This is a genomic window from Aureimonas endophytica (genome assembly GCF_014642635.1).
Lineage (GTDB): Bacteria > Pseudomonadota > Alphaproteobacteria > Rhizobiales > Rhizobiaceae > Plantimonas > Plantimonas endophytica.
This window is the reverse complement of the sequence record NZ_BMIQ01000004.1, coordinates 54,864-75,417: the sequence shown is the minus strand read 5'-3', so window position 1 is coordinate 75,417 and position 20,554 is coordinate 54,864. Positions and strand designations below refer to the sequence as shown.

Annotated in this window: 18 protein-coding genes; 11 read left to right on the top strand and 7 right to left on the bottom strand. The window is 69.4% G+C overall.

Features of this window, described 5'->3' with window-relative positions; all coding sequences use genetic code 11:
- Nucleotides 1-121 precede the first annotated feature (121 nt).
- Together IEY14_RS13740 and IEY14_RS13735 are read left to right on the top strand one after the other, a co-directional pair.
- On the top strand, nt 122-655 hold the full coding sequence (locus IEY14_RS13740) for a gluconokinase (protein ID WP_244639481.1): 534 nt from the start codon (nt 122-124) through the stop codon (nt 653-655).
- 124 nt (nt 656-779) lie between these two features.
- Nucleotides 780-935, top strand: a complete 156-nt coding sequence (locus tag IEY14_RS13735) for a hypothetical protein (RefSeq protein ID WP_188909404.1) — start codon at nt 780-782, stop codon at nt 933-935.
- Between the two features lie 27 nt (nt 936-962).
- Here the strand turns inward: IEY14_RS13735 and IEY14_RS13730 are convergent, their stop codons facing one another.
- Nucleotides 963-1,253, bottom strand: coding sequence for a hypothetical protein (locus IEY14_RS13730; RefSeq protein ID WP_188909403.1), 291 nt, complete (start codon nt 1,251-1,253; stop codon nt 963-965).
- On the opposite strand from IEY14_RS13730, the gene rho reads away from it, so the two are divergent.
- Both rho and IEY14_RS13720 read left to right on the top strand, forming a co-directional pair.
- Nucleotides 1,252-2,517 (top strand): transcription termination factor Rho, encoded by a 1,266-nt coding sequence (rho, locus tag IEY14_RS13725; protein WP_188909402.1) that lies wholly within the window; start codon nt 1,252-1,254, stop codon nt 2,515-2,517. The two genes, IEY14_RS13730 and rho, sit on opposite strands and share 2 nt — an antisense overlap.
- Nucleotides 2,518-2,595: 78 nt before the next feature.
- Nucleotides 2,596-3,387: a zinc metalloprotease gene (locus IEY14_RS13720; protein ID WP_188909401.1), complete on the top strand. Its 792-nt coding sequence runs from the start codon at nt 2,596-2,598 to the stop codon at nt 3,385-3,387.
- A gap of 52 nt (nt 3,388-3,439) precedes the next feature.
- On the opposite strand, the gene IEY14_RS13715 is transcribed toward IEY14_RS13720, so the two are convergent.
- Nucleotides 3,440-5,464 carry a thioredoxin domain-containing protein gene (locus IEY14_RS13715; protein WP_188909399.1) on the bottom strand — a complete coding sequence of 675 codons (2,025 nt, stop codon included), beginning with the start codon at nt 5,462-5,464 and terminating at the stop codon, nt 3,440-3,442.
- Nucleotides 5,465-5,546: 82 nt separating this feature from the next.
- Between IEY14_RS13715 and mnmE the strand changes: the two genes are divergently transcribed.
- Nucleotides 5,547-6,875, top strand: coding sequence for a tRNA uridine-5-carboxymethylaminomethyl(34) synthesis GTPase MnmE (mnmE, locus tag IEY14_RS13710; RefSeq protein ID WP_188909397.1), 1,329 nt, complete (start codon nt 5,547-5,549; stop codon nt 6,873-6,875).
- Between the two features lie 84 nt (nt 6,876-6,959).
- Nucleotides 6,960-7,835, top strand: a complete 876-nt coding sequence (bla, locus tag IEY14_RS13705) for a class A beta-lactamase (RefSeq protein WP_188909395.1) — start codon at nt 6,960-6,962, stop codon at nt 7,833-7,835.
- A gap of 3 nt (nt 7,836-7,838) precedes the next feature.
- Here bla and IEY14_RS13700 read toward each other — a convergent pair whose 3' ends face one another.
- Nucleotides 7,839-8,399 carry a Uma2 family endonuclease gene (locus IEY14_RS13700; RefSeq protein WP_188909393.1) on the bottom strand — a complete coding sequence of 187 codons (561 nt, stop codon included), beginning with the start codon at nt 8,397-8,399 and terminating at the stop codon, nt 7,839-7,841.
- A 106-nt stretch (nt 8,400-8,505) separates the two neighbouring features.
- Here IEY14_RS13700 and mnmG point away from each other — a divergent pair, with 106 nt between their 5' ends.
- The 4 genes from mnmG to IEY14_RS13680 all read left to right on the top strand — a co-directional run bounded on the left by mnmG (nt 8,506) and on the right by IEY14_RS13680 (nt 13,018).
- Nucleotides 8,506-10,392 carry a tRNA uridine-5-carboxymethylaminomethyl(34) synthesis enzyme MnmG gene (mnmG, locus tag IEY14_RS13695; protein WP_188909391.1) on the top strand — a complete coding sequence of 629 codons (1,887 nt, stop codon included), beginning with the start codon at nt 8,506-8,508 and terminating at the stop codon, nt 10,390-10,392.
- Nucleotides 10,382-11,032 carry a 16S rRNA (guanine(527)-N(7))-methyltransferase RsmG gene (locus IEY14_RS13690; RefSeq protein ID WP_188909389.1) on the top strand — a complete coding sequence of 217 codons (651 nt, stop codon included), beginning with the start codon at nt 10,382-10,384 and terminating at the stop codon, nt 11,030-11,032. Before mnmG ends, IEY14_RS13690 begins: the two co-directional genes overlap by 11 nt.
- A 101-nt stretch (nt 11,033-11,133) precedes the next feature.
- Complete coding sequence (locus tag IEY14_RS13685) at nt 11,134-11,919, top strand: ParA family protein (RefSeq protein WP_188910094.1); 786 nt, start codon at nt 11,134-11,136, stop codon at nt 11,917-11,919.
- Between the two features lie 43 nt (nt 11,920-11,962).
- Nucleotides 11,963-13,018, top strand: a complete 1,056-nt coding sequence (locus IEY14_RS13680; RefSeq protein ID WP_188909387.1) for a ParB/RepB/Spo0J family partition protein — start codon at nt 11,963-11,965, stop codon at nt 13,016-13,018.
- 1,044 nt (nt 13,019-14,062) lie between these two features.
- Here IEY14_RS13680 and holA read toward each other — a convergent pair.
- The 3 genes from holA to leuS are packed head-to-tail and all read right to left on the bottom strand — an operon-like array spanning nt 14,063 to nt 18,314.
- Nucleotides 14,063-15,121 (bottom strand): DNA polymerase III subunit delta, encoded by a 1,059-nt coding sequence (holA, locus tag IEY14_RS13675; RefSeq protein ID WP_188909385.1) that lies wholly within the window; start codon nt 15,119-15,121, stop codon nt 14,063-14,065.
- Nucleotides 15,122-15,127: 6 nt separating this feature from the next.
- The gene (locus tag IEY14_RS13670) at nt 15,128-15,709 is read right to left on the bottom strand and encodes an LPS assembly lipoprotein LptE (RefSeq protein ID WP_188909383.1); all 582 of its coding nucleotides are present in this window, start codon (nt 15,707-15,709) and stop codon (nt 15,128-15,130) included.
- Nucleotides 15,696-18,314: a leucine--tRNA ligase gene (gene leuS, locus IEY14_RS13665; protein ID WP_188909381.1), complete on the bottom strand. Its 2,619-nt coding sequence runs from the start codon at nt 18,312-18,314 to the stop codon at nt 15,696-15,698. The genes IEY14_RS13670 and leuS overlap by 14 nt, the downstream gene beginning before the upstream one ends.
- Before the next feature lie 763 nt (nt 18,315-19,077).
- On the opposite strand from leuS, the gene IEY14_RS13660 reads away from it, so the two are divergent.
- Nucleotides 19,078-19,746 (top strand): YggS family pyridoxal phosphate-dependent enzyme, encoded by a 669-nt coding sequence (locus IEY14_RS13660; protein WP_188909379.1) that lies wholly within the window; start codon nt 19,078-19,080, stop codon nt 19,744-19,746.
- Between the two features lie 3 nt (nt 19,747-19,749).
- Here IEY14_RS13660 and IEY14_RS13655 read toward each other — a convergent pair whose 3' ends face one another.
- The gene (locus IEY14_RS13655; protein WP_188909377.1) at nt 19,750-20,382 is read right to left on the bottom strand and encodes a DedA family protein; all 633 of its coding nucleotides are present in this window, start codon (nt 20,380-20,382) and stop codon (nt 19,750-19,752) included.
- Nucleotides 20,383-20,554: the final 172 nt, after the last annotated feature.

Genomic DNA, 20,554 nt, shown 5'->3' with positions numbered 1-20,554 from the left:
TGGCGCCACGCCGGCAAGCCTCGGCCGGCGCGGGGAGTCGTCAGCCGGATTCGCTTCCCCGCCCCTTTACGCCGGCCCGTCGCCGGAACATCTAACGAGGCCGAACGGGAAGGGGCGCGACATGGCGGCGGACGGGGCGAGGCGGCCGATGGCCATCGTGGTGATGGGAACCTCCGGCGTCGGCAAGACGACGGCGGCGAAGGGCATCGCGGCGGCGCTGGACTGGCCCTTCGCCGAGGCCGACGAATTCCATCCGAAGGCCAATATCGCCAAGATGAGTTCCGGCATTCCCTTGACCGACGAGGACCGCTGGCCCTGGCTGCGCGCGATCCGCGACTGGATCGACGCGCGGGCGGAGGAGGGGAAGGATGTCGTCGTCACCTGCTCGGCCCTGAAGCGGCGCTATCGCGATCTCCTGCGCGAGGCGCGGGCGGATCTGCGCTTCGTCTTCCTGACCGCCGATCCGGCGCTGGTCGCCCAGCGGATCGGCACCCGCAGCGGCCATTTCATGCCGCCCGAACTTCTACGCTCGCAACTGGCCGATCTGGAGCCGCTGGAGCCGGGCGAGCCGGGCGTCGCGGTCGGCGTCGACGCGCCGCCGGAGGCCGTGGTGCGGCGGGCGATCGAAGCTCTCGGCCTGACCGGGAAGGGGTAGAACCGAAAAACTTGCATAAAATCTTAAGCCGCTGCGCCGGGCCGGCATAGGAGCTATGCAGTTTGCTGCATTGCAGCAAAACGAGGCAGGTCCTATCTTCCCAATCAGGAAAGGAGACCAAGCCATGGAATTCACTCGCAACATTCGTCAGGCGTTCAAGGCCATGCGCTCGGACCCGGCCGAGCGTTATCTCAACGAGGCGACCTCCCTGCTCGACCTCGAGCAGCGCGAGCGCGAAATCGCCCGAGGCCGTTTCGTGAGCCGCAATCTGTTCCGCTGATCCGGACAGCGGGGACGCCACGTCCCCTCATTCTTCCATCGAGACGGCCGGCTGCCTCCCGCATCCGGCCGTTTTCGTTGCCGCGATGGGCGATCGGACCGCGCGGCGGCTGGGCCCGCCTTGCGCGAAGCCGATCTCTCGGCTATATGCCGTTCTGTGCCAGCCGGAAATCTCCCGCCGGCGCGCGCATCCCGCCTCGATCGCCGACCGCTTCTTCAACGGATTTCCGGCTTTCCATCCCCGCTCGTGATCCCGCGTCTCGATGCCGGCCATTGCCGCCGAACGCTTGGGGACCATCCTTCCGAGATCGCTGCCCATGCCCGAAATGAAGCTTCAGGACCTGAAGAACAAGAAAGCCCCGGAGCTGATCGCCTTCGCCGAGGAGAACGGCGTCGAGAACGCGTCGGTGCTCCGCAAGCAGGAGCTGATGTTCGCCATCCTGAAGAATCTCGCCGCCCAGGGCATTGAGATCATCGGCGAAGGCGTCGTCGAGGTGCTGCAGGACGGCTTCGGCTTCCTGCGCTCGCCGGACGCCAATTATCTGCCGGGCCCCGACGACATCTACATCTCGCCCTCGCAGCTCCGCCGCTTCCAGCTGAAGACCGGCGACACGGTGGAAGGCCAGATCCGCTCGCCCAAGGACGGCGAGCGCTATTTCGCCCTCCTCAAGGTCAACACGATCAATTTCGACGATCCCGAGCGGATCAAGCACAAGAGCCATTTCGACAATCTAACGCCGCTCTATCCGAACGAGCGCATCCGGCTCGAGATCGACAATCCGACGACGAAGGACATGAGCCCTCGCGTCCTCGATCTCGTCGCCCCGCTCGGCAAGGGCCAGCGCGCGCTGATCGTCGCGCCGCCGCGCACCGGCAAGACGGTGCTGCTCCAGAACATCGCCCATTCGATCACCGCCAACCATCCCGAATGCTATCTCATCGTGCTGCTCATCGACGAGCGGCCGGAGGAAGTGACGGACATGCAGCGCTCGGTGAAGGGCGAGGTCGTCTCCTCCACCTTCGACGAGCCGGCGGTGCGCCACGTGCAGGTGGCCGAGATGGTGATCGAAAAGGCCAAGCGCCTCGTCGAGCACGGCCGCGACGTGGTGATCCTCCTCGACTCCATCACCCGCCTCGGCCGCGCCTACAACACGGTGGTTCCGTCCTCCGGCAAGGTGCTGACGGGCGGCGTCGACGCCAACGCCCTCCAGCGGCCGAAGCGCTTCTTCGGCGCGGCGCGCAATATTGAGGAAGGCGGCTCCCTGACCATCATCGCCACCGCGCTGATCGACACCGGCAGCCGCATGGACGAGGTCATCTTCGAAGAGTTCAAGGGCACCGGCAATTCGGAAATCGTGCTCGACCGCAAGGTGGCCGACAAGCGCATCTATCCGGCGATGGACATCCTGAAGTCCGGCACGCGCAAGGAGGACCTCCTGGTCCAACGCTCGGATCTCCAGAAGATCTTCGTCCTGCGCCGCATCCTCTCGCCGATGGGCACGACCGACGCGATCGAGTTCCTCATCGACAAGCTGAAGCAGACCAAGACCAATGGCGACTTCTTCGACTCGATGAACACCTGAAGCCAGGCGGCCCAGGCCGCCTCTTCGCTTGAATTTCTCTTCGCGCCACTATAGCGTGTGATGCGAAGAGAGGTGACTTTGACGTCGGATCAACCGGAGCAGGAAAAGGCCGAGCAGCCCGAAAACGACTTCAGGCATCGGGGAACGTTTGTTCTGCGCCTTCGGAACGGCGTATCCGTCTACGCGGCGGGATCGGTGATCGTTCCTCCGCTCTTCTTGCTCATGCCGCTGGTCTTCGCAGCGAAGGCGCCGCATCCGCTTCTCGCCTTGCTGGTCATGCCCGTCCCTTTTCTCTCGGTGTTTCTTCACGAAGTTGCCCGGATGGAGGCGGCGCGCCGACAGGGGATGACGGTGCGAGCGGTTCTGATTACCGCGACCGGCAGCTTCATGCTCCTCGACCTCGCGGGGCGTCGCCATCTTCCATGGAAGATCGGTCTTGCTGGCCTGTTGGCGAACCTTCTCGCCGGTAGCCTGCTGCTCCTACTTCGGTTGCTCTTGAACGTTGCATGGCCCCTGCCGGCACCCGCTGGCCTCCTTCAGCCGTTCGCGCAGCCTGTCGGTTTGGCGGCCTTGTCTTATGCCAGCTTGTTCAATCTCGCTTACGGGGTGATCAATCTGTTCCCCGCCTTTCCAACGGATGCCGGGTTGGCCCTCCACAACTGGATCACTTCTCGGCTCGGAAGCCGATGGGCTTCGCGTATCGTCGGCACGCTCGGCCTCGTCGGTGCGATAATCAGCATTTCGGTTCTGATCACGTCCGCGATTTCCGCCTTTCCGCTTCTGCTGCCACCGCGTTTCCGATTGAACTGGATGCTCTTCCGGGACAGTTTTCGCACGCCTGGATCCGCAAGCGTGGCGACGGCCGAGTGAGTTGTGGCGAGAGCTCCCCTGATCGAAACTGGAGAGCCTCTATCGAAGGCCCTCATTCCGTGGCCGAAAGGAGAGACGATAAGTCGTCCGCCGTATGAACCGGCGGGCGGCAAGCGAAGTCCTGGCAGAGATAGGCGGCGGGAAGGCGGTCCGGCCGCATCGCCGAGGCCGGATGGGAGGCGGGGAGGGCCGCCGGATCGCTCGTCACCAGATCAAGGCGATTGAGGTCGAGCCGGCGCAGCGCCGCCGTCACCATCGCCTCGAAGGGGGCATCGCCGATCTCGCCGACGAGCACCAGTTGCCCGGCGCGGTCCAGCGTGTCGGCCGCCGCGAAGATGCCGGGCGCGATCGCGCCCTGGCCGGCGACCCGCCCGAGCGCCAGGCCGAGCGCCGTTTCCGCCCGCGCCCGGATGTCCGGTTCGCCGCTCGCCTCGGCGAGATCGGCGAGCCCGCCGAGCACCAGGGCGGTACCGCCGGGTATGGCGTCGTCCGTGTCGCCGCGCGGCCGCAGGATCACGTCGCCCGCATCCAGAGCCGTCAGATAATGGCCGCCCTCGCCGTCGCCGTGCCAACGGTCGAGCGCGTCGGCGAGCTGCCGGCCCTCGCCGAGATAGGAGGCGTCGAGCGTCGCGGCGAAGAGCGCGGCGGCGGCCGAGATCAGCGCGCCATAGTCGGAGGCGAGCGCGAAGCCCTGCGCCGGACGGCCGTCGCGCGCGGCATGGCGCAGCCGCCCGTCCGCGCCGAGAACGGCCAGCGTGTCGCGAAAGGCCTCCTGCGCCAGGACCAGGGCCTCCGCATCACCCGTCGCGCGGGCGACCTCGGCCAGCGCCCGGATCGCCAGACCGTTCCAGTCGCCGAGCACCTTCTCGTCGCGCGTCGGGCGCGGGCGCCGGTCGCGCAGCGCGAGAAGCGTCTCGCGCTCGGTGGCGAAGCCGTCCGCCAGCGGATCGGCCATGTCCAGCCGGTGGAGGATCGAGCGGCCCTCGAAATTGCCGCCCGGAGACACGCCATAGGCCGCCTTGAAGGCCGGCGACCGGTCGCCGAGCGCCGCGTCGATCTCCGCTTCGCGCCAGACATAGAAGGCGCCCTCGTGCGGATGCCCGGTCTCGTCCGGGCTGTCGGCATCGAGCGAGGCGGCGAAGGCCCCGGCGCCGACGCGCATCTCGCGCTTCAGCCAGCCGACGGTTTCCCGCATCCGCACCCGGAACAGGTCCTCGCCCGTCGCCCGCCAGCCCCAGACGAGATGGCGCAGGAACTGCGCATTGTCGTAGAGCATCTTCTCGAAATGCGGCACCAGCCAGAATTCGTCCACCGAATAGCGGGCGAGACCGCCGCCGAGATGGTCGTAGATGCCGCCGGAGCAGAGCCCGCGCAACGTCGTCAGGAAATCCTGCGCGAGCGCCGCCGGCCCGTCCGGATAGGCGCCGCGCGCCACGATCTCGAGAAAGGGCGCGTTCGGGAATTTCGGCGCGCCCCGCATGCCGCCCCGCTCCTTGTCGAGCATGGCGGCGATGCGGATGGCGGCGTCGGGAATGTCCGGCCGCGTTTCGGCCGGCGCGGCGGAGGCGGACAGGAAGGCCGTGAGGCGGGCGGCCGTCTCGGCGCCGCTGCGGCGAAGCTCTTCGCGCCGGCCGGCCCAGGCGGCGCCGACCGCTTCCAGCACCTGCGTGAAGCTCGCGCGCCCGTGCATCGGCCGGGGCGGAAAATAGGTACCGCCGAAGAACGGCTGGCCGTCCGGCGTCAGGAACATCGTCATCGGCCAGCCGCCATGCTCGCCCATCGCCTGGAGGGCGGTCATGTAGATGCCGTCGAGATCCGGCCGTTCCTCGCGATCCACCTTGATCGACACGAAGAGGCGGTTCATCACCTCGGCGACGCCCGCATCCTCGAAACTCTCATGCGCCATGACATGGCACCAGTGGCAGGCGGCATAGCCGATGGAGAGGAGGATCGGCCGGTCGAGCCGGCGCGCCTCGTCGAGCGCGGCCGGCGACCATTCCCGCCAATGGACGGGATTGTCGGCATGCTGGCGCAGATAGGGGCTGACGGCGGCGCCGAGTTCGTTGGCAGCGGGCATCGCGCCCTCCTTCGGTTTGTCGCGGTGCCCCGCTTCAGTTAAGGCAGGGGCCGAAGAGATCGACCCTTTTTCTGGAGGCGGCTTGGCATCACCGGCACGGGATACGATCGCGGCTCTGTCGTCCGGCGCCCTGCCGGCGGGCATCGCGGTCGTCCGGCTGAGCGGGCCGGATGCGGGCGCGGCGCTCGTCGCCCTGGCCGGCACCCTGCCGGAGCCGCGCCGCGCCAGCCTGCGCACCCTTCGCGACGCGACGGGCGGCCCGATCGATCGCGGCCTCGTCCTGTTCTTTCCGGGGCCGCGCTCGGCGACGGGTGAGGATCTCGCCGAATTCCACCTGCATGGCGGCCGCGCCGTCGTGGCGGCCCTTCTGGACGCGCTGACGCGCCGGCCGGGCATCCGCCTCGCCGAGGCCGGGGAATTCACCCGTCGCGCCTTCGCCAACGGCCTGATCGACCTGACGGAGGCGGAGGGCCTCGCCGACCTTCTCGCCGCCGAGACCGAGGCGCAGCGCCGGCAGGCGCTCGTCCAGGCGAGCGGCCGGCTGCGGGCGCTCTACGAGGACTGGGCCGGCCGGCTGCTTCGCGCCAGGGCGCTTCTCGAGGCCTCCTTCGACTTTTCCGACGAGGGCGATGTCGGCGAGGACGTGGCGGCGCCGGTGGCCCGGCTGGTGGAAGGGCTCGTGGCCGAGATGGCGGCGCATCTCGGCGGCGCGGGCGGCGGCGAGATCGTCCGCCGAGGCCTGCGCGTCGCGCTGGCCGGTGCGCCGAATGCGGGCAAGTCGACGCTCCTCAACGCGCTCGCCGACCGCGAGGCGGCGATCGTCACCGACCGGCCGGGTACGACGCGCGACGTGATCGAGGTCGGGCTCGATCTCGGCGGTTTTCCCGTCCGGCTCTTCGACACGGCGGGCCTGCGCGAGACCGAGGACCCGGTGGAGCGGATCGGCATCGCGCGCGCGATGCAAACGATCGCCGAGGCCGATCTCGTGCTGGCGCTGTCCGCGCCGGACGCGCCGCTGCCGCCGGCGGCCCTACGCGGCGTCGAAGCGCCGATCCTCCAGCTCGCCACCATGGCCGATCGCGGACCGGGGGAGGGGGCGCCGCCCCCGGACGCGCTGTGCCTTTCGGCGCGCACCGGCGAGGGGATGGAGGACCTGGTGCGCCGCATCGCCGAGCGGGCGGCGGCGGCCATGCCCGATCCCGAACGGCTGGTGCCGGCGCGATCGCGCCAGCGCGCGACGGTCGCGGCGGCGCTCGAAACCCTCGACGCCTTCATGGTGAGCGCGGCGCCGCCGGAAGTCGGCAGCGAGCTTCTGCGGCTGGCCGGTAACGAGCTTAGCCGGCTTACCGGACGAACCGACGTCGAGGATCTCCTCGACCTCGTCTTCTCGGAATTCTGCATCGGCAAGTGAGCGCGGGGCGCCATGCCGTCGCTGCCTCGATTTCGCTGCAAGGCCGCCGCATGGAAAGCCCTCCCGAGTCGTCAGGGTTTCGTCATGCGTTCATCTCTCAGCCGTCGCGCCGTGCTCGCCGGCACGTTCTCGCTGGTCGTTCTTCCGGCCGCGGCCGCCCCGATGCGGCGCGACGACCTCGCCAAGAGCCTGGAGGCGTTGGAAAAGACCGCTGGCGGGCGTCTCGGCGTCGCGGTCCTGGGCTCGGGCGGCGGCGAAGCCGTCGGCTGGCGGCTGGACGAGCGCTTTCCGATGTGTTCGACCTTCAAGACGCTCGCCGCCGCCGCGTTCCTGCGCGGGGTGGATGCCGGCCGCTGGCGCCTCGACGAGCGCGCCGTCTATGGCAAGGACCAGCTGGTCGAATATTCGCCCGTCACCGAGAAGCATGTCGGCGCGCCGGGCCTCGCCTATGCCGAGATCGCCGAGGCCGCGATCATGCTCAGCGACAACACCGCCGGCAATCTTCTGATCGACCGCCTCGGCGGTCCGGCGGCGATCACCGATTTCGCCCGCTCGCTCGGCGACGGCGCGACGCGGCTCGACCGGCGCGAGCCGCAGCTGAACGAGGGCAAGCCCGGCGATCCGCGCGACACGACGACGCCAAAGGCCATGGTCGAGGGTCTGCGCCAGCTCCTGTTCGGCGATAGTTTGTCGGAAGGGTCGAAGCAGCAGCTCACCGCCTGGCTTATGGCGAGCCGGACGAGCGCGACGCGCCTGCGCGCCGGGTTGCCGCATCGTTGGACGAGCGGCAGCAAGACCGGCACCAGCGACACGGCGGGCATCGCCAACGATGCCGGGCTCTTCGCCCCGCCGAATGGCGAGCCGCTGATCGTCGCCGCCTATCTCGCGGAGGCCCATTATCCGGTGGAGCGGCGCAACGAGGTTCTGGCCGAGGTCGGCCACCTCATCGCCGCCGCCTGAGCCTCAATCGAAGGTGACGCCCTCGTAGACATCCTCCATGAGGAGCGTCACCGCGATCGCGTCGAGCTCGATCGCGCCGAGCGGGCCCTGGATGGCGACGCGTTTCCATTCGCCCTCCGCCGGCCGGTGCCAATGGGTCGCGACGGCATCGAGCGTATCGACGAAGACGAGATGCCGAAGCGAGGGGATGGCCTGATATTCCTCCAGCTTGCGCAGCTGGTCGTCGGAGCGGGTCGAGCGCGACAGGACCTCGAAGATCACGGCCGGCGCGCTGGCCAGATAGTCGTTCGGATCGGGCCTGCCGCAATCGACGCCGACCGTCGGACGCCGGATCCGGCCCGGGCCTGTCCGGACGGCATGATGGCCGGTGAAGGTGCGGCCGGTCTTGCCGTGCAGGCCCTGGCTCAATCGCGCGATGACGTTCACGGCGATCATGTCGTGGCGCTGGGAGGCGCCGGCCAGCATCAGCGGGACGCCGTCCACCAGTTCGAAGCGTTCTTCCTGGTCTTCCTGCCAGGCGAAGAACCGCTCCACCGTCCAAGGTTCGACGTCGAGGGCGTTCATGCGTCCAGTCTCCGTCCGCAGCGACCACGAAGGTCTGATCCTCTCCTGCGCTCCTATCGCGCCCGTTTCAATTGACAGTGACGCCGGTTCGCGGCTTATCGCAGCCATGGACTCCTTCGACGCAACTTTCGACGTCGTCGTCATCGGCGGCGGCCATGCCGGCTGTGAGGCGGCGGGCGCCGCGGCACGGGCCGGCGCCGCGACGGCGCTTCTCACCCATCGCTTCGCGACGATCGGCGAAATGAGCTGCAATCCCGCCATCGGCGGGATCGGCAAGGGCCATCTCGTGCGCGAGATCGACGCGCTGGGCGGGCTCATGGGCCGTGTAGCCGATGCGAGCGGCATCCAGTTCCGCCTGCTCAACCGGCGCAAGGGACCGGCGGTGCGGGGCCCGCGCAGCCAGGCCGACCGCAAGCTCTATCGCGCCGCCATGCAGGACGCGATCCGCGCGGTGGCGGGCCTCACCGTGGTGGAAGGCGACGCCTTCGATCTCCTGTTCGACGCCGATGGCGCGCTTTGCGGCGTCGCGCTCGGCGACGGGCGGCGTCTCGCCGCGCGCGCGGTGGTTGTCACCACCGGCACCTTTCTGTCCGGCCTCATCCATATCGGCACGGAGCGCATTCCAGCGGGGCGCATGGGCGAGGACCCCTCGCTCGGCCTGTCCGGCACCTTCCGCCGCCTCGGCCTTGCCCTCGGCCGCCTGAAGACCGGCACGCCCGCCCGGCTCGACGGCCGCACGATCGATTGGGCCTCGCTCGACCGCCAGCGGCCGGACGAGGACCCGGTGCCCTTCTCCTTCCTCACCGAGCGGATCACCCTGCCGCAGATCGATTGCGGCATCACCCGCACGACGCCGGACACGCACCGCCTGATCCGCGACAATCTCGGCCGTTCGGCGCTCTATTCCGGCGCGATCGAAGGCGTCGGGCCGCGCTACTGTCCCTCGATCGAGGACAAGATCGTCAAGTTCGGCGATCGCGACGGCCACCAGATTTTCCTGGAGCCGGAAGGGCTGGACGACGACACGGTCTACCCCAACGGCTTGTCGACCTCGCTGCCGGCCGATGTGCAGACCGAGTTCCTGCGCTCGATCCCCGGCCTCGAACGGGTGGCGGTGCTCAGGCCCGGCTATGCGATCGAATATGATCATGTCGATCCGCGTGAGCTTCACGCGACGCTGGAAACGCGGCGCCAGCCGGGCCTCTTCCTCGCCGGCCAGATCAACGGCACGACGGGCTACGAGGAGGCCGCGGCGCAGGGGCTCTGGGCCGGGCTCAACGCGGCGCGGCGGGCCGGCGGGCTCGACCCGGTGACGATCTCGCGCGGCGACGCCTATCTCGGCGTCATGCTGGACGATCTGACGCGCCGGGGCGTGTCCGAGCCCTATCGCATGTTCACGAGCCGCGCCGAGTTCCGCCTTAGCCTGCGCGCCGACAATGCCGATCGGCGCCTGACGCCGCTCGGCATCGAACTCGGCCTCGTCGAGGCCGGGCGCCGGGCCGCCTTCGCGGCCAGCGAGGCGGCGCTGGACGCCGCGCGCCGCCAGCTCGAAGCCCTTAGCGTCACGCCGTCGAAGGCGCTCGCCTACGGTCTCCAGCTCAATCAGGACGGCCGGCCGCGCTCGGCCTGGACGCTGCTGTCGCAGCCGGAGATCGACCTGCCGCGCCTTGCCGCCATCTGGCCGGAGCTTGCCGCCATCGCGCCGAAGACGCGCGAGCGGGTGGAGATCGAGGCCGCCTATGACGTCTATCTCGATCGGCAGCGGCTCGATCAGGCGCGGCTGAAGCGCGACGAGGGCGTGGCGATCCCGGAGGATCTCGATTTCTCGGCGCTGGCCGGCCTGTCGAACGAACTGAAGCAGAAGCTGGCGCAGCACCGGCCGCGCAGCCTCGGCGAGGCCGAGCGGATCGACGGCATGACGCCGGCGGCGCTCGCGCTCGTCCTCTTGGCGCTGCGCCGCGCCGGGCCACGCGAGGCGCGCGATGCGGCCTGAGCCGGCGGAGGGTCGCGACGCGGTTCTGCGCGCCTTCGATGTTTCACGTGAAACGGCGGCGCGGCTCGACGCCTATGTCGGGTTGCTGCGGCAATGGCAGGCGAAGACCAATCTTGTCGCCGATGCGACGCTCGCCAGCGTCTGGTCGCGCCATGTGGCGGATTCGCTGCAATTCCAGCCGCTGGCGGCGGAGGTGCGGCGCTGGGTCGATCTCGGCTCCGGCGGCGGCTTTCCGGCCCTCGTCACGGCGATCCTCCTCGTCGGCCGGGAGGGGGCCGAGGTCACCCTCGTCGAAAGCAATGCCAAGAAGGCGGCCTTCCTCAGAACCGTGATCCGCGAGCTTCGCCTGCCCGCCGCTGTCGAGGCCCGGCGGATCGAGGAGGCCGGTCCGGTTCTCGCCGGGGCGGAAGCGGTCAGCGCCCGGGCGCTCGCCTCGCTCGATTTACTCTGCGGCTTCGTCGCCGGGCGGATTTCGCCACAGGTCCCCTGCTTTTTCGCCAAGGGCCGCCAGCATGGTGAAGAAATCGTTGACGCCTCGGCGCGTTGGCGGTTCACAGTGACGGCCCATGCCTCGCGCGTCGAGGACGGGGCGGCGATCCTCGAACTTCGCGACATCGCCCCCCGGGGCAAGGACGCCTGAAGCGGGGATACGGAAAGGCGTTGCCGCCGGCCCTTCGAGAAGGGCGCCGGCGGAAGGCCGAGAGGACGTGAATGATGGGCGTGTTGGCGCCGAAGCCGAGAATGCGGGTGATCACCATCGCGAACCAGAAGGGCGGGGTCGGCAAGACGACCACGGCGATCAATCTCGCCACCGCGCTTTCGGCCGTCGGACGCCGCGTGCTGCTCATCGATCTCGACCCGCAGGGCAATGCCTCGACCGGCCTCGGCATCGACAAGCAGGAACGCGAGACCTCGTCCTACGATGTCCTGCGCGAAAGCGCCTCCATCGCCGAAGCGGCGATGCCGACCGCCGTGCCCAATCTCTCGATCATCCCCTCGACGCTGGATCTCCTCGGCCTCGAAATGGAGATCGCCGGGGCGACCGGCCGCGCCTATCGGCTGCGCGACGCGCTGCATTTCCACACCGAGGACGGGGCGCAGTTCGACTTCGTGCTGGTCGACTGCCCGCCCTCGCTCAATCTCCTGACCATCAACGCCATGGCGGCGGCGGACTCGATCCTGGTGCCGCTGCAATGCGAGTTCTTCGCGCTGGAGGGCCTCAGCCAGCTCCTGCAGACGGTGGAGCAGGTGCGCGACACGCTGAACCCGACGCTCGACCTGCACGGCATCGTCCTCACCATGTTCGACGGCCGCAACAATCTCGCCGCCCAGGTCGTCAACGACGTGCGGCAGGTGATGGGCGATCAGGTCTACGACACGGTGATCCCGCGCAATGTGCGGGTGTCGGAAGCCCCGTCCTTCGGCAAGCCGGCGATCCTCTACGACATGAAATGTTCCGGCAGCCAAGCCTATATCCGCCTCGCCTCGGAGGTCATCCAGCGCGAACGCCGGCTGGAGGTCGCATGAGACCCGCCGTCGCCTTCGCCCCCGCCCACGAGAAGCAGAACCGATGACCGAAGACAGATCGCGCCAGCGGCTCGGCCGCGGCCTCGCCTCGCTGATCGGCGGCGACCGGCCTTCGCCGCTCCGCCCCGGACTTTCGCCGCTCGGCCCGGCCGCCTCGGCCGCGCCGGCGCCGGCCTCGGCACCGCAGGCGGAGCGCCATGTGGCGATCGACGCGCTCGGCCCCAATCCGCGCAATCCCCGCCGCAACTTCGACACGGGCGATCTCGAGGAACTGACCGCATCGATCCGGGCGCATGGCATCGTCCAGCCGATCCTGGTGCGGCCGATGCCGGGCGCGGAAGGCCGGTTCGAGATCGTCGCCGGCGAGCGGCGCTGGCGCGCGGCGAAGGCCGCCGCGCTGAAGGACGTGCCGATCGTCCTGCGCAGCCTCAGCGACCGCGAGTCGCTGGAAATCGCCATCATCGAGAACGTCCAGCGCTCCGACCTCAACGCCATCGAGGAGGCGGAAGCCTATCGGATGCTGATCGACGATCACGGCTATACCCAGGCCGATCTCGCCGATGCGCTCGGCAAGAGCCGCAGCCATGTCGCCAATATGCTGCGCCTCCTGAAGCTTCCCGAAACCGTGCGCCGCATGGTGACGGACGGCGCGCTGTCGGCCGGCCATGCCCGCACCGCCGTCACGATGGAGGACCCGGAAGGCTTCGCACGCCGCGTCGCCGAGCGTGGCCTCACGGTGCGCGAGGCGGAGGAACTGGCGCGGCGCGAGCAGGGCATCGAGGAGCCGCGCGAGCGCAAGGCGCCGCAGACGCGGGAAAGCGCCCGAGCGCCGGAACGCACCGCCCCGCCCGCGCCGGCTCCCCTGCCGCCCGCCCCGGCACCGGCCACCCCGGCCGCGCTCGCCCCGCGCGATCCCGACACGGTGGCTCTGGAAACGATCCTGACGGCCCGGCTCGGCATGCCGGTCTCGATCGACCTGCCGGCCGAGGGCGGCCGCCTGTCGATCGGCTACGGCACGCTGGAGCGCCTGGACGAACTTTGCCGGCTTCTCCAGACCGCCGCCTCCCAGCTCAACGGCCCCCGCATCCGCTCGCTCTGAGATTTTTTTGGGCGCGGCCGGCGAGCCCCCTCCTTCTCCCGAGTCGGGAGAAGGTCCCGGCAGGGGGATGAGGGAAGGGCGGGCGCTGGCGTCTGCGTCCGGTAGTGGATGCGAGCGTCAGCGCCCCACGGCTCCCTCACCCGCCTGCCGGCACCCTCTCCCGTCTCGGGAGAGGGACGCGGTGGTGCCGCCTGCGCCCCTTCGCATCCGCCGTTCCTCATCTGCCAAGTGAAGGCGAGGCCGTCCCGCCGCCTTCTTCTCCCCTGCGGGGAGAAGTGCCGGCAGGCGATGAGGGGCCGGCGCAGCCGAGCGAGTTTTGGAGAGTCTCCACCGCCGCGTACCCCTCACCCGGCCCTTTGGGCCACCCTCTCCCCGCAGGGGAGAGGAAGGGCGCCCTTTCTTCTCCTAAGGTGCTTGCATCAACCGCTTCTCCGGCTCCGAATGAGGCGGAGGTCGCAAAGCTTCCTCCTTCTCCCGAGTCGGGAGAAGGTCGCGGCAGCGGGATGAGGGAATGACGGGTGCCAACGCCGTACGTCTCCCTCACCCGCCTGCCGGCACCCTCTCCCGTCTCGGGAGAGGGACGCGGTGGCGCTGTCCGCGCCCTCGCATCACTGCTTCCCTGCTGCCAAGCAGAGGCGCGGCCGTGCCACCGCCTTCTTCTCCCCAGCGGGGAGAAGTGCCGGCAGGCGATGAGGGGTCGGCGCAGCCGAGCGGCGGTTCGCTATTCTCCACCGCCGCGTGCCCCTCACCCGGCCGCTTCGCGTCCACCCTCTCCCCGCTGGGGAGAGGAAAGGCGCCCCTCCGCTGACGGGGAGCGGTGTCGCGGGCCGTCCCGATGGACTCGTATCGGCCGCCGTTCCGGTGCCAAGCAAAGTCGAGGCCGCAACGCTTCCTCCTTCTCCCGAGTCGGGAGAAGGTCCCGGCAGGGGGATGAGGGAAGGGCGGGCGCCGACGCCCTACGTCTCTCTCACCCGCCTGCCGGCACCCTCTCCCGGCTCGGGAGAGGGACGCGGTGGCATCCTTGCGGATCGCCGCGTCGGCCTCTCAGCCGCGTCCCGCGCCGCGCGAGCGCAGGCGGGCGGCTTCGACGGCGAGGCCGATGAGGAGGTCGGCGACGATGGCGGAGGCGAGGGGCGCTTCCTTGCGGGTGGCGAGGATCGCCGCCTCGATCCGGGCCAGCGCACGCGCCAATGCCTCCAGGGTCCAGGTGCCGAGCGCCGCCTCGAAGGCGGGCTTGCGCCGGAAGTTCGGGCGCCGCGCCTCGACCACGCGCGGTATGGAATCGTTGTGGCGCTCGACGCGCTCGCGCATCAGCTGGAGCGCCTGGAAATGGCGCAGCACCGCCTGCTGCAGGGCGAAGGGCGCGGTGCCGGCCGAGGCGAGACGTTCGAGAAGTTCGGGCAGGCGCTTCACCTCGCCGCTCGCGGCGGCATCCACCGCCTCGTCGACGGTCTCGGACGAGACGTCGCCGACCACCGCCTCGACATCGGCGAGGCTCACCTCCGTCTGGCCGAGGCAGTAGAGCGCGAGCTTGCGCACCTCGCCGCGCGAGGCGAGGCGGTTGGCGCCGAGCCGCTCGCGCAGCGCTTCGCGCGCCTCGCGGCCGATCTTCAGGGACGCGGCCTGCATCTCGGCATCGATCATGCCGTCGAGCGCCCGGCCCTCGTCGGGATAGCAGGGCAGGGCCATCGCCGCCCGCGCCTTCTCGACGGCGGCGCGCAGCGGCGAGGACGGCTTGAGATCGCCGGCCTCGATCACCACCGTCACCTCCGGCGGCGGCTGGGCGCCGAGCTCGGCCAGCGCCCCGGCGAGTGCTCGATAGGTGCCGCCGCCGGCGCCTCGAATGCGCACCAGCCGCCGGCCGCCGAACATCGAGACGGTGCGGGCTTCGTCGAACAGCCGGCCGGCATCCTTCTCCACCTCGTCGGCGGAGAGCGTCACCGCCGAGAAGGGATCGCCGAGATCGGCGCCGGACAGCGCCGCCACGCGCGCCGCGCGCTCGGCGACGAGGCCGCTATCCGGCCCGTAGAGGAGAACGACCGGAAAGCTCGTATCGGGGCGGGACAGGAAGGCCTCGACCTCGCCCGCCTTGCGCTGCGCCATGGCGGATCAGGACTTGCCCTGCGGCACCGAGGCGGCGAGCGTCGGCAGGTCCTTGCGGATGGCGGAAAGCACGACGAGGCGCATCTGCTCGGCCACTTCCTTGCCGGCCCGCTCCTGCGCGTCGCGATAGGCGCGCGTCGCGGCGAAGAGCTGGCGGTTGCGGTCGAAGGGCGCGTCGGCGAAGCGCGTACCGGTGGCGATCACCTTCGTGTCCGTCGTGCGCGTCACCGTGTAGTTCACCGTCAGCTTATAGATGCTCGCCGCCGGAATGCCCGAGTCCTGCTGGATGGAGACGACATTCTCCTGGCCGAGCGCGGTGAAGGCGATCCGGTAGAGCGGCGCGATCGGCGTCTCGCCGCCGTTGAAGCCGAAGAGCAGCGCGTTGCGCACGATCTGCGAGGTGCGGTCGCCGACCGGGGCGACGTCGACCCGCCCCTTCAGCTCGGCGAGCCCGGGCGCGCCGGCCGGCATCGAGGCGGTGCCATAGAGCGGATGCACGGTGCAGGCGGAGAGACCGAGGCCGAGACCGGCGAGAAGGCCGAGCGCCAGGGCGCGTCGGCGGAACCGGCGGCGATCAGAGAACGACATTCACGATCCTTCCCGGCACCACCACGATCCGCTTCGGGCTTTGACCCTCGAGCGACGTCTTGACGAAGTCCAGCGCCATCACGGCCGCTTCGATCTCAGCTTTGCCGGCCTTGGCGGGGACCGTCAAGTCGCCGCGCTTCTTGCCGTTGATCTGCACCGGCAGGGTGAGTTCGTCGTCGACGAGCAGCGCCGGTTCGGCCACCGGCCAGGGCGCGGCGGCGGCGAGACCGGCCTCGCCGAGCGCTTCCCAGCAGGCTTCCGCCAGATGCGGCATCATCGGCGCGACGAGCCGCACCAGCATCGACAGCGCCTCGCGCGCCGCGGCCGCCACCGGCGCGGAGGCCGGGAAGCCGGCCTCGCCGAAGGCCTGGCCGAGCGCGTTGACGAGCTCGTAGAGCCGGGCCACCGCCTTGTTGAAGGCGAGGCGCTCGATATCGTCGGAGACGCCGGCGACCGTCTTGTGGGCGAGCCGGCGCAGGGCATTGGCCGCCGCGTCGTCGCTCTGCGCCGCGGCGCCCGCCTCGGCGAGCTTCGGCGCGGCTTCCGCCACGAGACGCCAGACGCGCTGGACGAAGCGATGCGCGCCCTCGGCGCCGGCCTCCGTCCAGATCACGTCGCGCTCCGGCGGCGAGTCGGACAGGACGAACCAGCGGGCGGTGTCGGCGCCGTAGGAGGCGATGATGTCGTCCGGGTCGACCACGTTCTTCTTCGACTTCGACATCTTCTCGATCGCGCCGATCTCGACCGGCGACTCGTCCGACAGGCGCACGGCATGGCGCCCGGCGCCCTCGCCGAGGATCTTCACCTCGGAGGGCTCGACCCACTGGCCGTTCTGCCGATAGGTCTCGTGCACGACCATGCCTTGCGTGAAGAGGCCCTTGAAGGGCTCGTCGATGGCGAGATGGCCGGTGTCGCGCATCGCCCGCATGAAGAAGCGCGAATAGAGAAGATGCAGGATCGCGTGCTCGATGCCGCCGATATACTGGTCGACCGGCAGCCAGGCATCGGCGACGGCCGGCACGGTCGGCTCTTCGGCGCGCGGGCTGGTGAAGCGCGCGAAATACCAGGACGAGTCGACGAAGGTGTCCATCGTGTCCGTCTCGCGCAGCGCCGGACCGCCGCAATGCGGGCAGGTCGCCTGCCGCCAGGTCGGATGCCGGTCGAGCGGATTGCCCGGCTTGTCGAACTCGATGTCGTCCGGCAGCTTCACCGGCAGGTTCTCGCGCGCTTCCGGCACGGTGCCGCAGCTCTCGCAATGCAGCACCGGGATCGGGCAGCCCCAATAGCGCTGGCGCGAGACGCCCCAGTCGCGCAGGCGGAAGTTCACCTTGCGCTCCGCCTGCGGCGCATTGCCGAGAGGCGTCGCCTCCAGCCGGGCGGCGACCTCCTCGAAGGCGGCCTTCGGCGTCAGCCCGTCGAGGAAGCGCGAATTGATCATCGAGCCGTCGCCGTCGAAGGCGACCGTGTCGATGGCGAGGTCGGCCGGGCTCATGCCTTCCGGCAGCACGACCGGCGTCACCGGCAGCTCGTATTTGCGGGCGAAGTCGAGATCGCGCTGGTCATGGGCCGGGCAGCCGAAGATCGCGCCGGTGCCGTAGTCCATCAGCACGAAATTGGCGACATAGACCGGCAGCGTCCAGGTCGGATCGAAGGGATGGACGGCATGGAGCCCGGTGAAGCAGCCGCGCTTCTCCGCCGTCTCGATCTCGGCCGCCGAGGTGCCGGAGCGCTTCGTCTCCTCGGCGAAGGCGGCGACGTCCGGATTGGTCGCGGCGACGGCCTTCGCCAGCGGATGGTCGGCGGCGATCGCCAGGAAGGAGGCGCCGAACAGCGTGTCCGGCCGCGTCGTGAACACGGTCAGTTCGGAAAAGCCCTCCGGCGCGCCGGCCGGATCGAGCGCCCAGCGCAGCGCCAGACCTTCGGAGCGGCCGATCCAGTTCTTCTGCATCAGCCGCACCTTGTCCGGCCACTCGTTCAGGCGATCGAGAGCGGCGAGCAGGTCCTCGGCATAGTCGGTGATGCGGAAGAACCATTGCGTCAGCTCGCGCTGCTCGACCAGCGCGCCCGAGCGCCAGCCGCGCCCGTCGATCACCTGCTCGTTGGCCAGCACGGTCTGGTCCACCGGGTCCCAGTTGACCTTGGCGCTGCGGCGATAGGCGAGGCCCTTGTCCAGCATGTCGAGGAAGAGCATCTGCTGGCGGTGGTAGTATTCGACGTCGCAGGTCGCGAATTCGCGGCTCCAGTCGAGCGACAGGCCCATGGATTTCAGCTGCCGCTTCATCGCCGCGATATTGGCATAGGTCCATTCGCGCGGATGGACCTTGTTCTGCATCGCCGCGTTCTCGGCCGGCATGCCGAAGGCGTCCCAGCCCATCGGGTGCAGGACGTCGAAGCCCTTGGCGCGCTTGTAGCGGGCGACGACATCGCCGAGCGTGTAGTTGCGCACATGGCCCATATGGATGCGCCCCGACGGATAGGGGAACATTTCCAGGACGTAATAGGTCTCGCCCGCGCCGTCCCCCTTAGTCTCGAAGAGCCGGGCCTCTTCCCAGGCCTTCTGCCAGCGGGGCTCGCTTTCGCGCGGATTGTAACGTTCGACGGACATGCGTTCGGCTTCGGACGGAGTGGAAGTGTAAGTCAATATTGATTGACTGCCGTTCAGCACGTCGCAGCCAGCGAGGCAAGGGCAAGGATCGGCAGGTAGGGACCATAGATCGGATTCGAGGGCGCAAGCAGAGCGCATCGGGCCAGCGATGCCGCCGGGGAGGATGGGCCGCCCCGGCCATGGCGAAGGCCTCGCCCTCGAAGAGGAGGTGATGCGATGTGGTTCCTACCGCTGACCGTCACGCTTGAGGTGAAGAAGACCCGGAACGGCTGGCAGGCCACGTTCCGGGTCTCGATCATGCTTTAAGCAAAAGGGCGGCGGCGCGAGCCGCCGTCCACTCCGCTCCCACAAGATAAGGCATTTCCGATGCGATTTGAAGGAGCAGGCCTGGCACAAGGCCGCCTCTTTCGCCGCTGGTCGCAAAATCCATGCCGCTCTGGAGGTCAATGTCGGCTGGCAAGGGTCGGCACGAACGGGTAGGGAGCGGCGGATCGGATTCGGGGGCGCAAGCAGAGCGCATCGGGCCAGCGATGCCGCCGGGGAGGATGGGCCACCCCGGCCTTGGCGAAGGCCTCGTCCTCGAAGGGAGTGATGACGATGTGGTTCTTGCCGCTCAGCATCACGCTTGAAGTCAAGAAGACCCGGAGCGGCTGGCAGGCCTCGCTCCGGGTCCACTTCTTCTAGCGCAAGGGATGTCGGCCAAAAGGTCGGCATCCACTCCCGCAAGATAAGCCGTTTCGGACCGGAATCAAAGGACCGCCCCATGAGCGCCGTCGACCGTCTCGCCTATGTCCGCCGCATGATCGCGAAAGCCGAGGCCGAGCATGGCCGGCCGGCCGGCTCCGTGACGCTCGTCGCCGTGTCGAAGACCTACGAGGCGGAGGCGATCCTGCCGGTGCTGGAGAGCGGCCAGCGCGTCTTCGGCGAGAACAAGGTGCAGGAGGCCAAGGCGAAATGGCCGGCGCTGCGCGAGCGCTTTCCCGAACTCGAACTGCATCTCATCGGCCCGCTCCAGTCCAACAAGACGGCCGAGGCGGTGGCGCTGTTCGACGTGATCGAGACGGTCGACCGCGAGAAGATCGCCCGCGAGATCGCCAAGGAGATCGCACGCCAGGGCCGCGCGCCGCGTCTCTACGTGCAGGTGAATACGGGGGAGGAGGAGCAGAAGGCCGGGATCGCGCCCGGCGAGGCGGTCGCCTTCGTGGCGCGCTGCCGAACGGAATTCGGCCTCGCCATCGAGGGGCTGATGTGCATTCCGCCGGCCGAGGAGGCGCCGGGGCCGCATTTCGCGCTGCTGGAGCAGCTGGCGAGGGAGGCCGGCCTGTCCCGGCTCTCCATGGGCATGTCGGGCGATTACGAGACGGCGATCGGCTTCGGGGCGACCGCCGTCCGGGTGGGCTCCGCCATCTTCGGAGCCCGCGACTACGGCTGAGTCTCAGAGCTGGCGGGCGCGGCGCTTCTTGCGGAAGTCGAGGACCAGCCAGATCGCGCCGGCGACGAGCGCCAGGACGATGACCGCGTCGGCGACGTGGAAGGCGGTCTTCAGCGCCGGGCTGTCGTGCCAGTTCTCGCCCAGGCGCTGGCCGATATAGGCGAGGGCATAGCACCAGATCAGCGAGCCGACGAAGGTGAAGAGGTGGAAGGTCCAGAGATTCATCCGCGCGATGCCGGCCGGCAGCGCGATGAAGGTGCGGACCACCGGCAGCAGCCGGCCGACGAACATCGCCCAGGCGCCGTATTTGTTGAAGAACCAGTCGGCGAGCTGCAGCTCGCGCTTGCCGAAGACGGAATGCTGGCTCCAGCGCTCGGCCAGCGGCCGGCCGCCCTTGGCGCCGATCATATAGGCGACATGCGAGCCGATATTGCAGCCGATCGCCCCGGCGAGCGCGACGCCCCAGAGCTCGAACCGGCCGGTCGAGACGAGATAGCCGGCGAAGGGCATGATGATCTCGGACGGGATCGGGATGCAGGCCGATTCCAGCGCCATCAGCAGCGCGACGCCGGCGAGGCCGCCGGCCGAGATCAGGCCGAGCACGGCCGCGACGAGAGGGGCGATCAGGGTTTCCATGGGCAAGAAAGCTCGGTGGAGAGGGAGAAAAAGCCGGGCAGGCCCGGGGTCCGGGCGCAGACGAATGCTTTCGCCGGCATATATCGAACGACGAAACGGCGCCAGCGCCGGCCGGACACGATGCGCCGCGCATCCTCTCCGCGCCCGCCGCCCGCCGCCATCCTCGTCCATC

Bases quoted from the DNA above. Each gene is read 5' to 3' on its own strand.
- leuS (WP_188909381.1), bottom strand. From the start codon at position 18,314: ATGTCCGTCGAACGTTACAATCCGCGCGAAAGCGAGCCCCGCTGGCAG.
- IEY14_RS13740 (WP_244639481.1), top strand. From the start codon at position 122: ATGGCGGCGGACGGGGCGAGGCGGCCGATGGCCATCGTGGTGATGGGA.
- IEY14_RS13730 (WP_188909403.1), bottom strand. From the start codon at position 1,253: ATGGGCAGCGATCTCGGAAGGATGGTCCCCAAGCGTTCGGCGGCAATG.
- IEY14_RS13655 (WP_188909377.1), bottom strand. From the start codon at position 20,382: ATGGAAACCCTGATCGCCCCTCTCGTCGCGGCCGTGCTCGGCCTGATC.
- IEY14_RS13690 (WP_188909389.1), top strand. From the start codon at position 10,382: ATGCGGCCTGAGCCGGCGGAGGGTCGCGACGCGGTTCTGCGCGCCTTC.
- IEY14_RS13735 (WP_188909404.1), top strand. From the start codon at position 780: ATGGAATTCACTCGCAACATTCGTCAGGCGTTCAAGGCCATGCGCTCG.
- IEY14_RS13685 (WP_188910094.1), top strand. From the start codon at position 11,134: ATGCGGGTGATCACCATCGCGAACCAGAAGGGCGGGGTCGGCAAGACG.
- mnmG (WP_188909391.1), top strand. From the start codon at position 8,506: ATGGACTCCTTCGACGCAACTTTCGACGTCGTCGTCATCGGCGGCGGC.
- holA (WP_188909385.1), bottom strand. From the start codon at position 15,121: ATGGCGCAGCGCAAGGCGGGCGAGGTCGAGGCCTTCCTGTCCCGCCCC.
- IEY14_RS13670 (WP_188909383.1), bottom strand. From the start codon at position 15,709: ATGTCGTTCTCTGATCGCCGCCGGTTCCGCCGACGCGCCCTGGCGCTC.
- IEY14_RS13715 (WP_188909399.1), bottom strand. From the start codon at position 5,464: ATGCCCGCTGCCAACGAACTCGGCGCCGCCGTCAGCCCCTATCTGCGC.
- bla (WP_188909395.1), top strand. From the start codon at position 6,960: ATGCGTTCATCTCTCAGCCGTCGCGCCGTGCTCGCCGGCACGTTCTCG.
- IEY14_RS13660 (WP_188909379.1), top strand. From the start codon at position 19,078: ATGAGCGCCGTCGACCGTCTCGCCTATGTCCGCCGCATGATCGCGAAA.
- IEY14_RS13700 (WP_188909393.1), bottom strand. From the start codon at position 8,399: ATGAACGCCCTCGACGTCGAACCTTGGACGGTGGAGCGGTTCTTCGCC.
- rho (WP_188909402.1), top strand. From the start codon at position 1,252: ATGCCCGAAATGAAGCTTCAGGACCTGAAGAACAAGAAAGCCCCGGAG.
- IEY14_RS13680 (WP_188909387.1), top strand. From the start codon at position 11,963: ATGACCGAAGACAGATCGCGCCAGCGGCTCGGCCGCGGCCTCGCCTCG.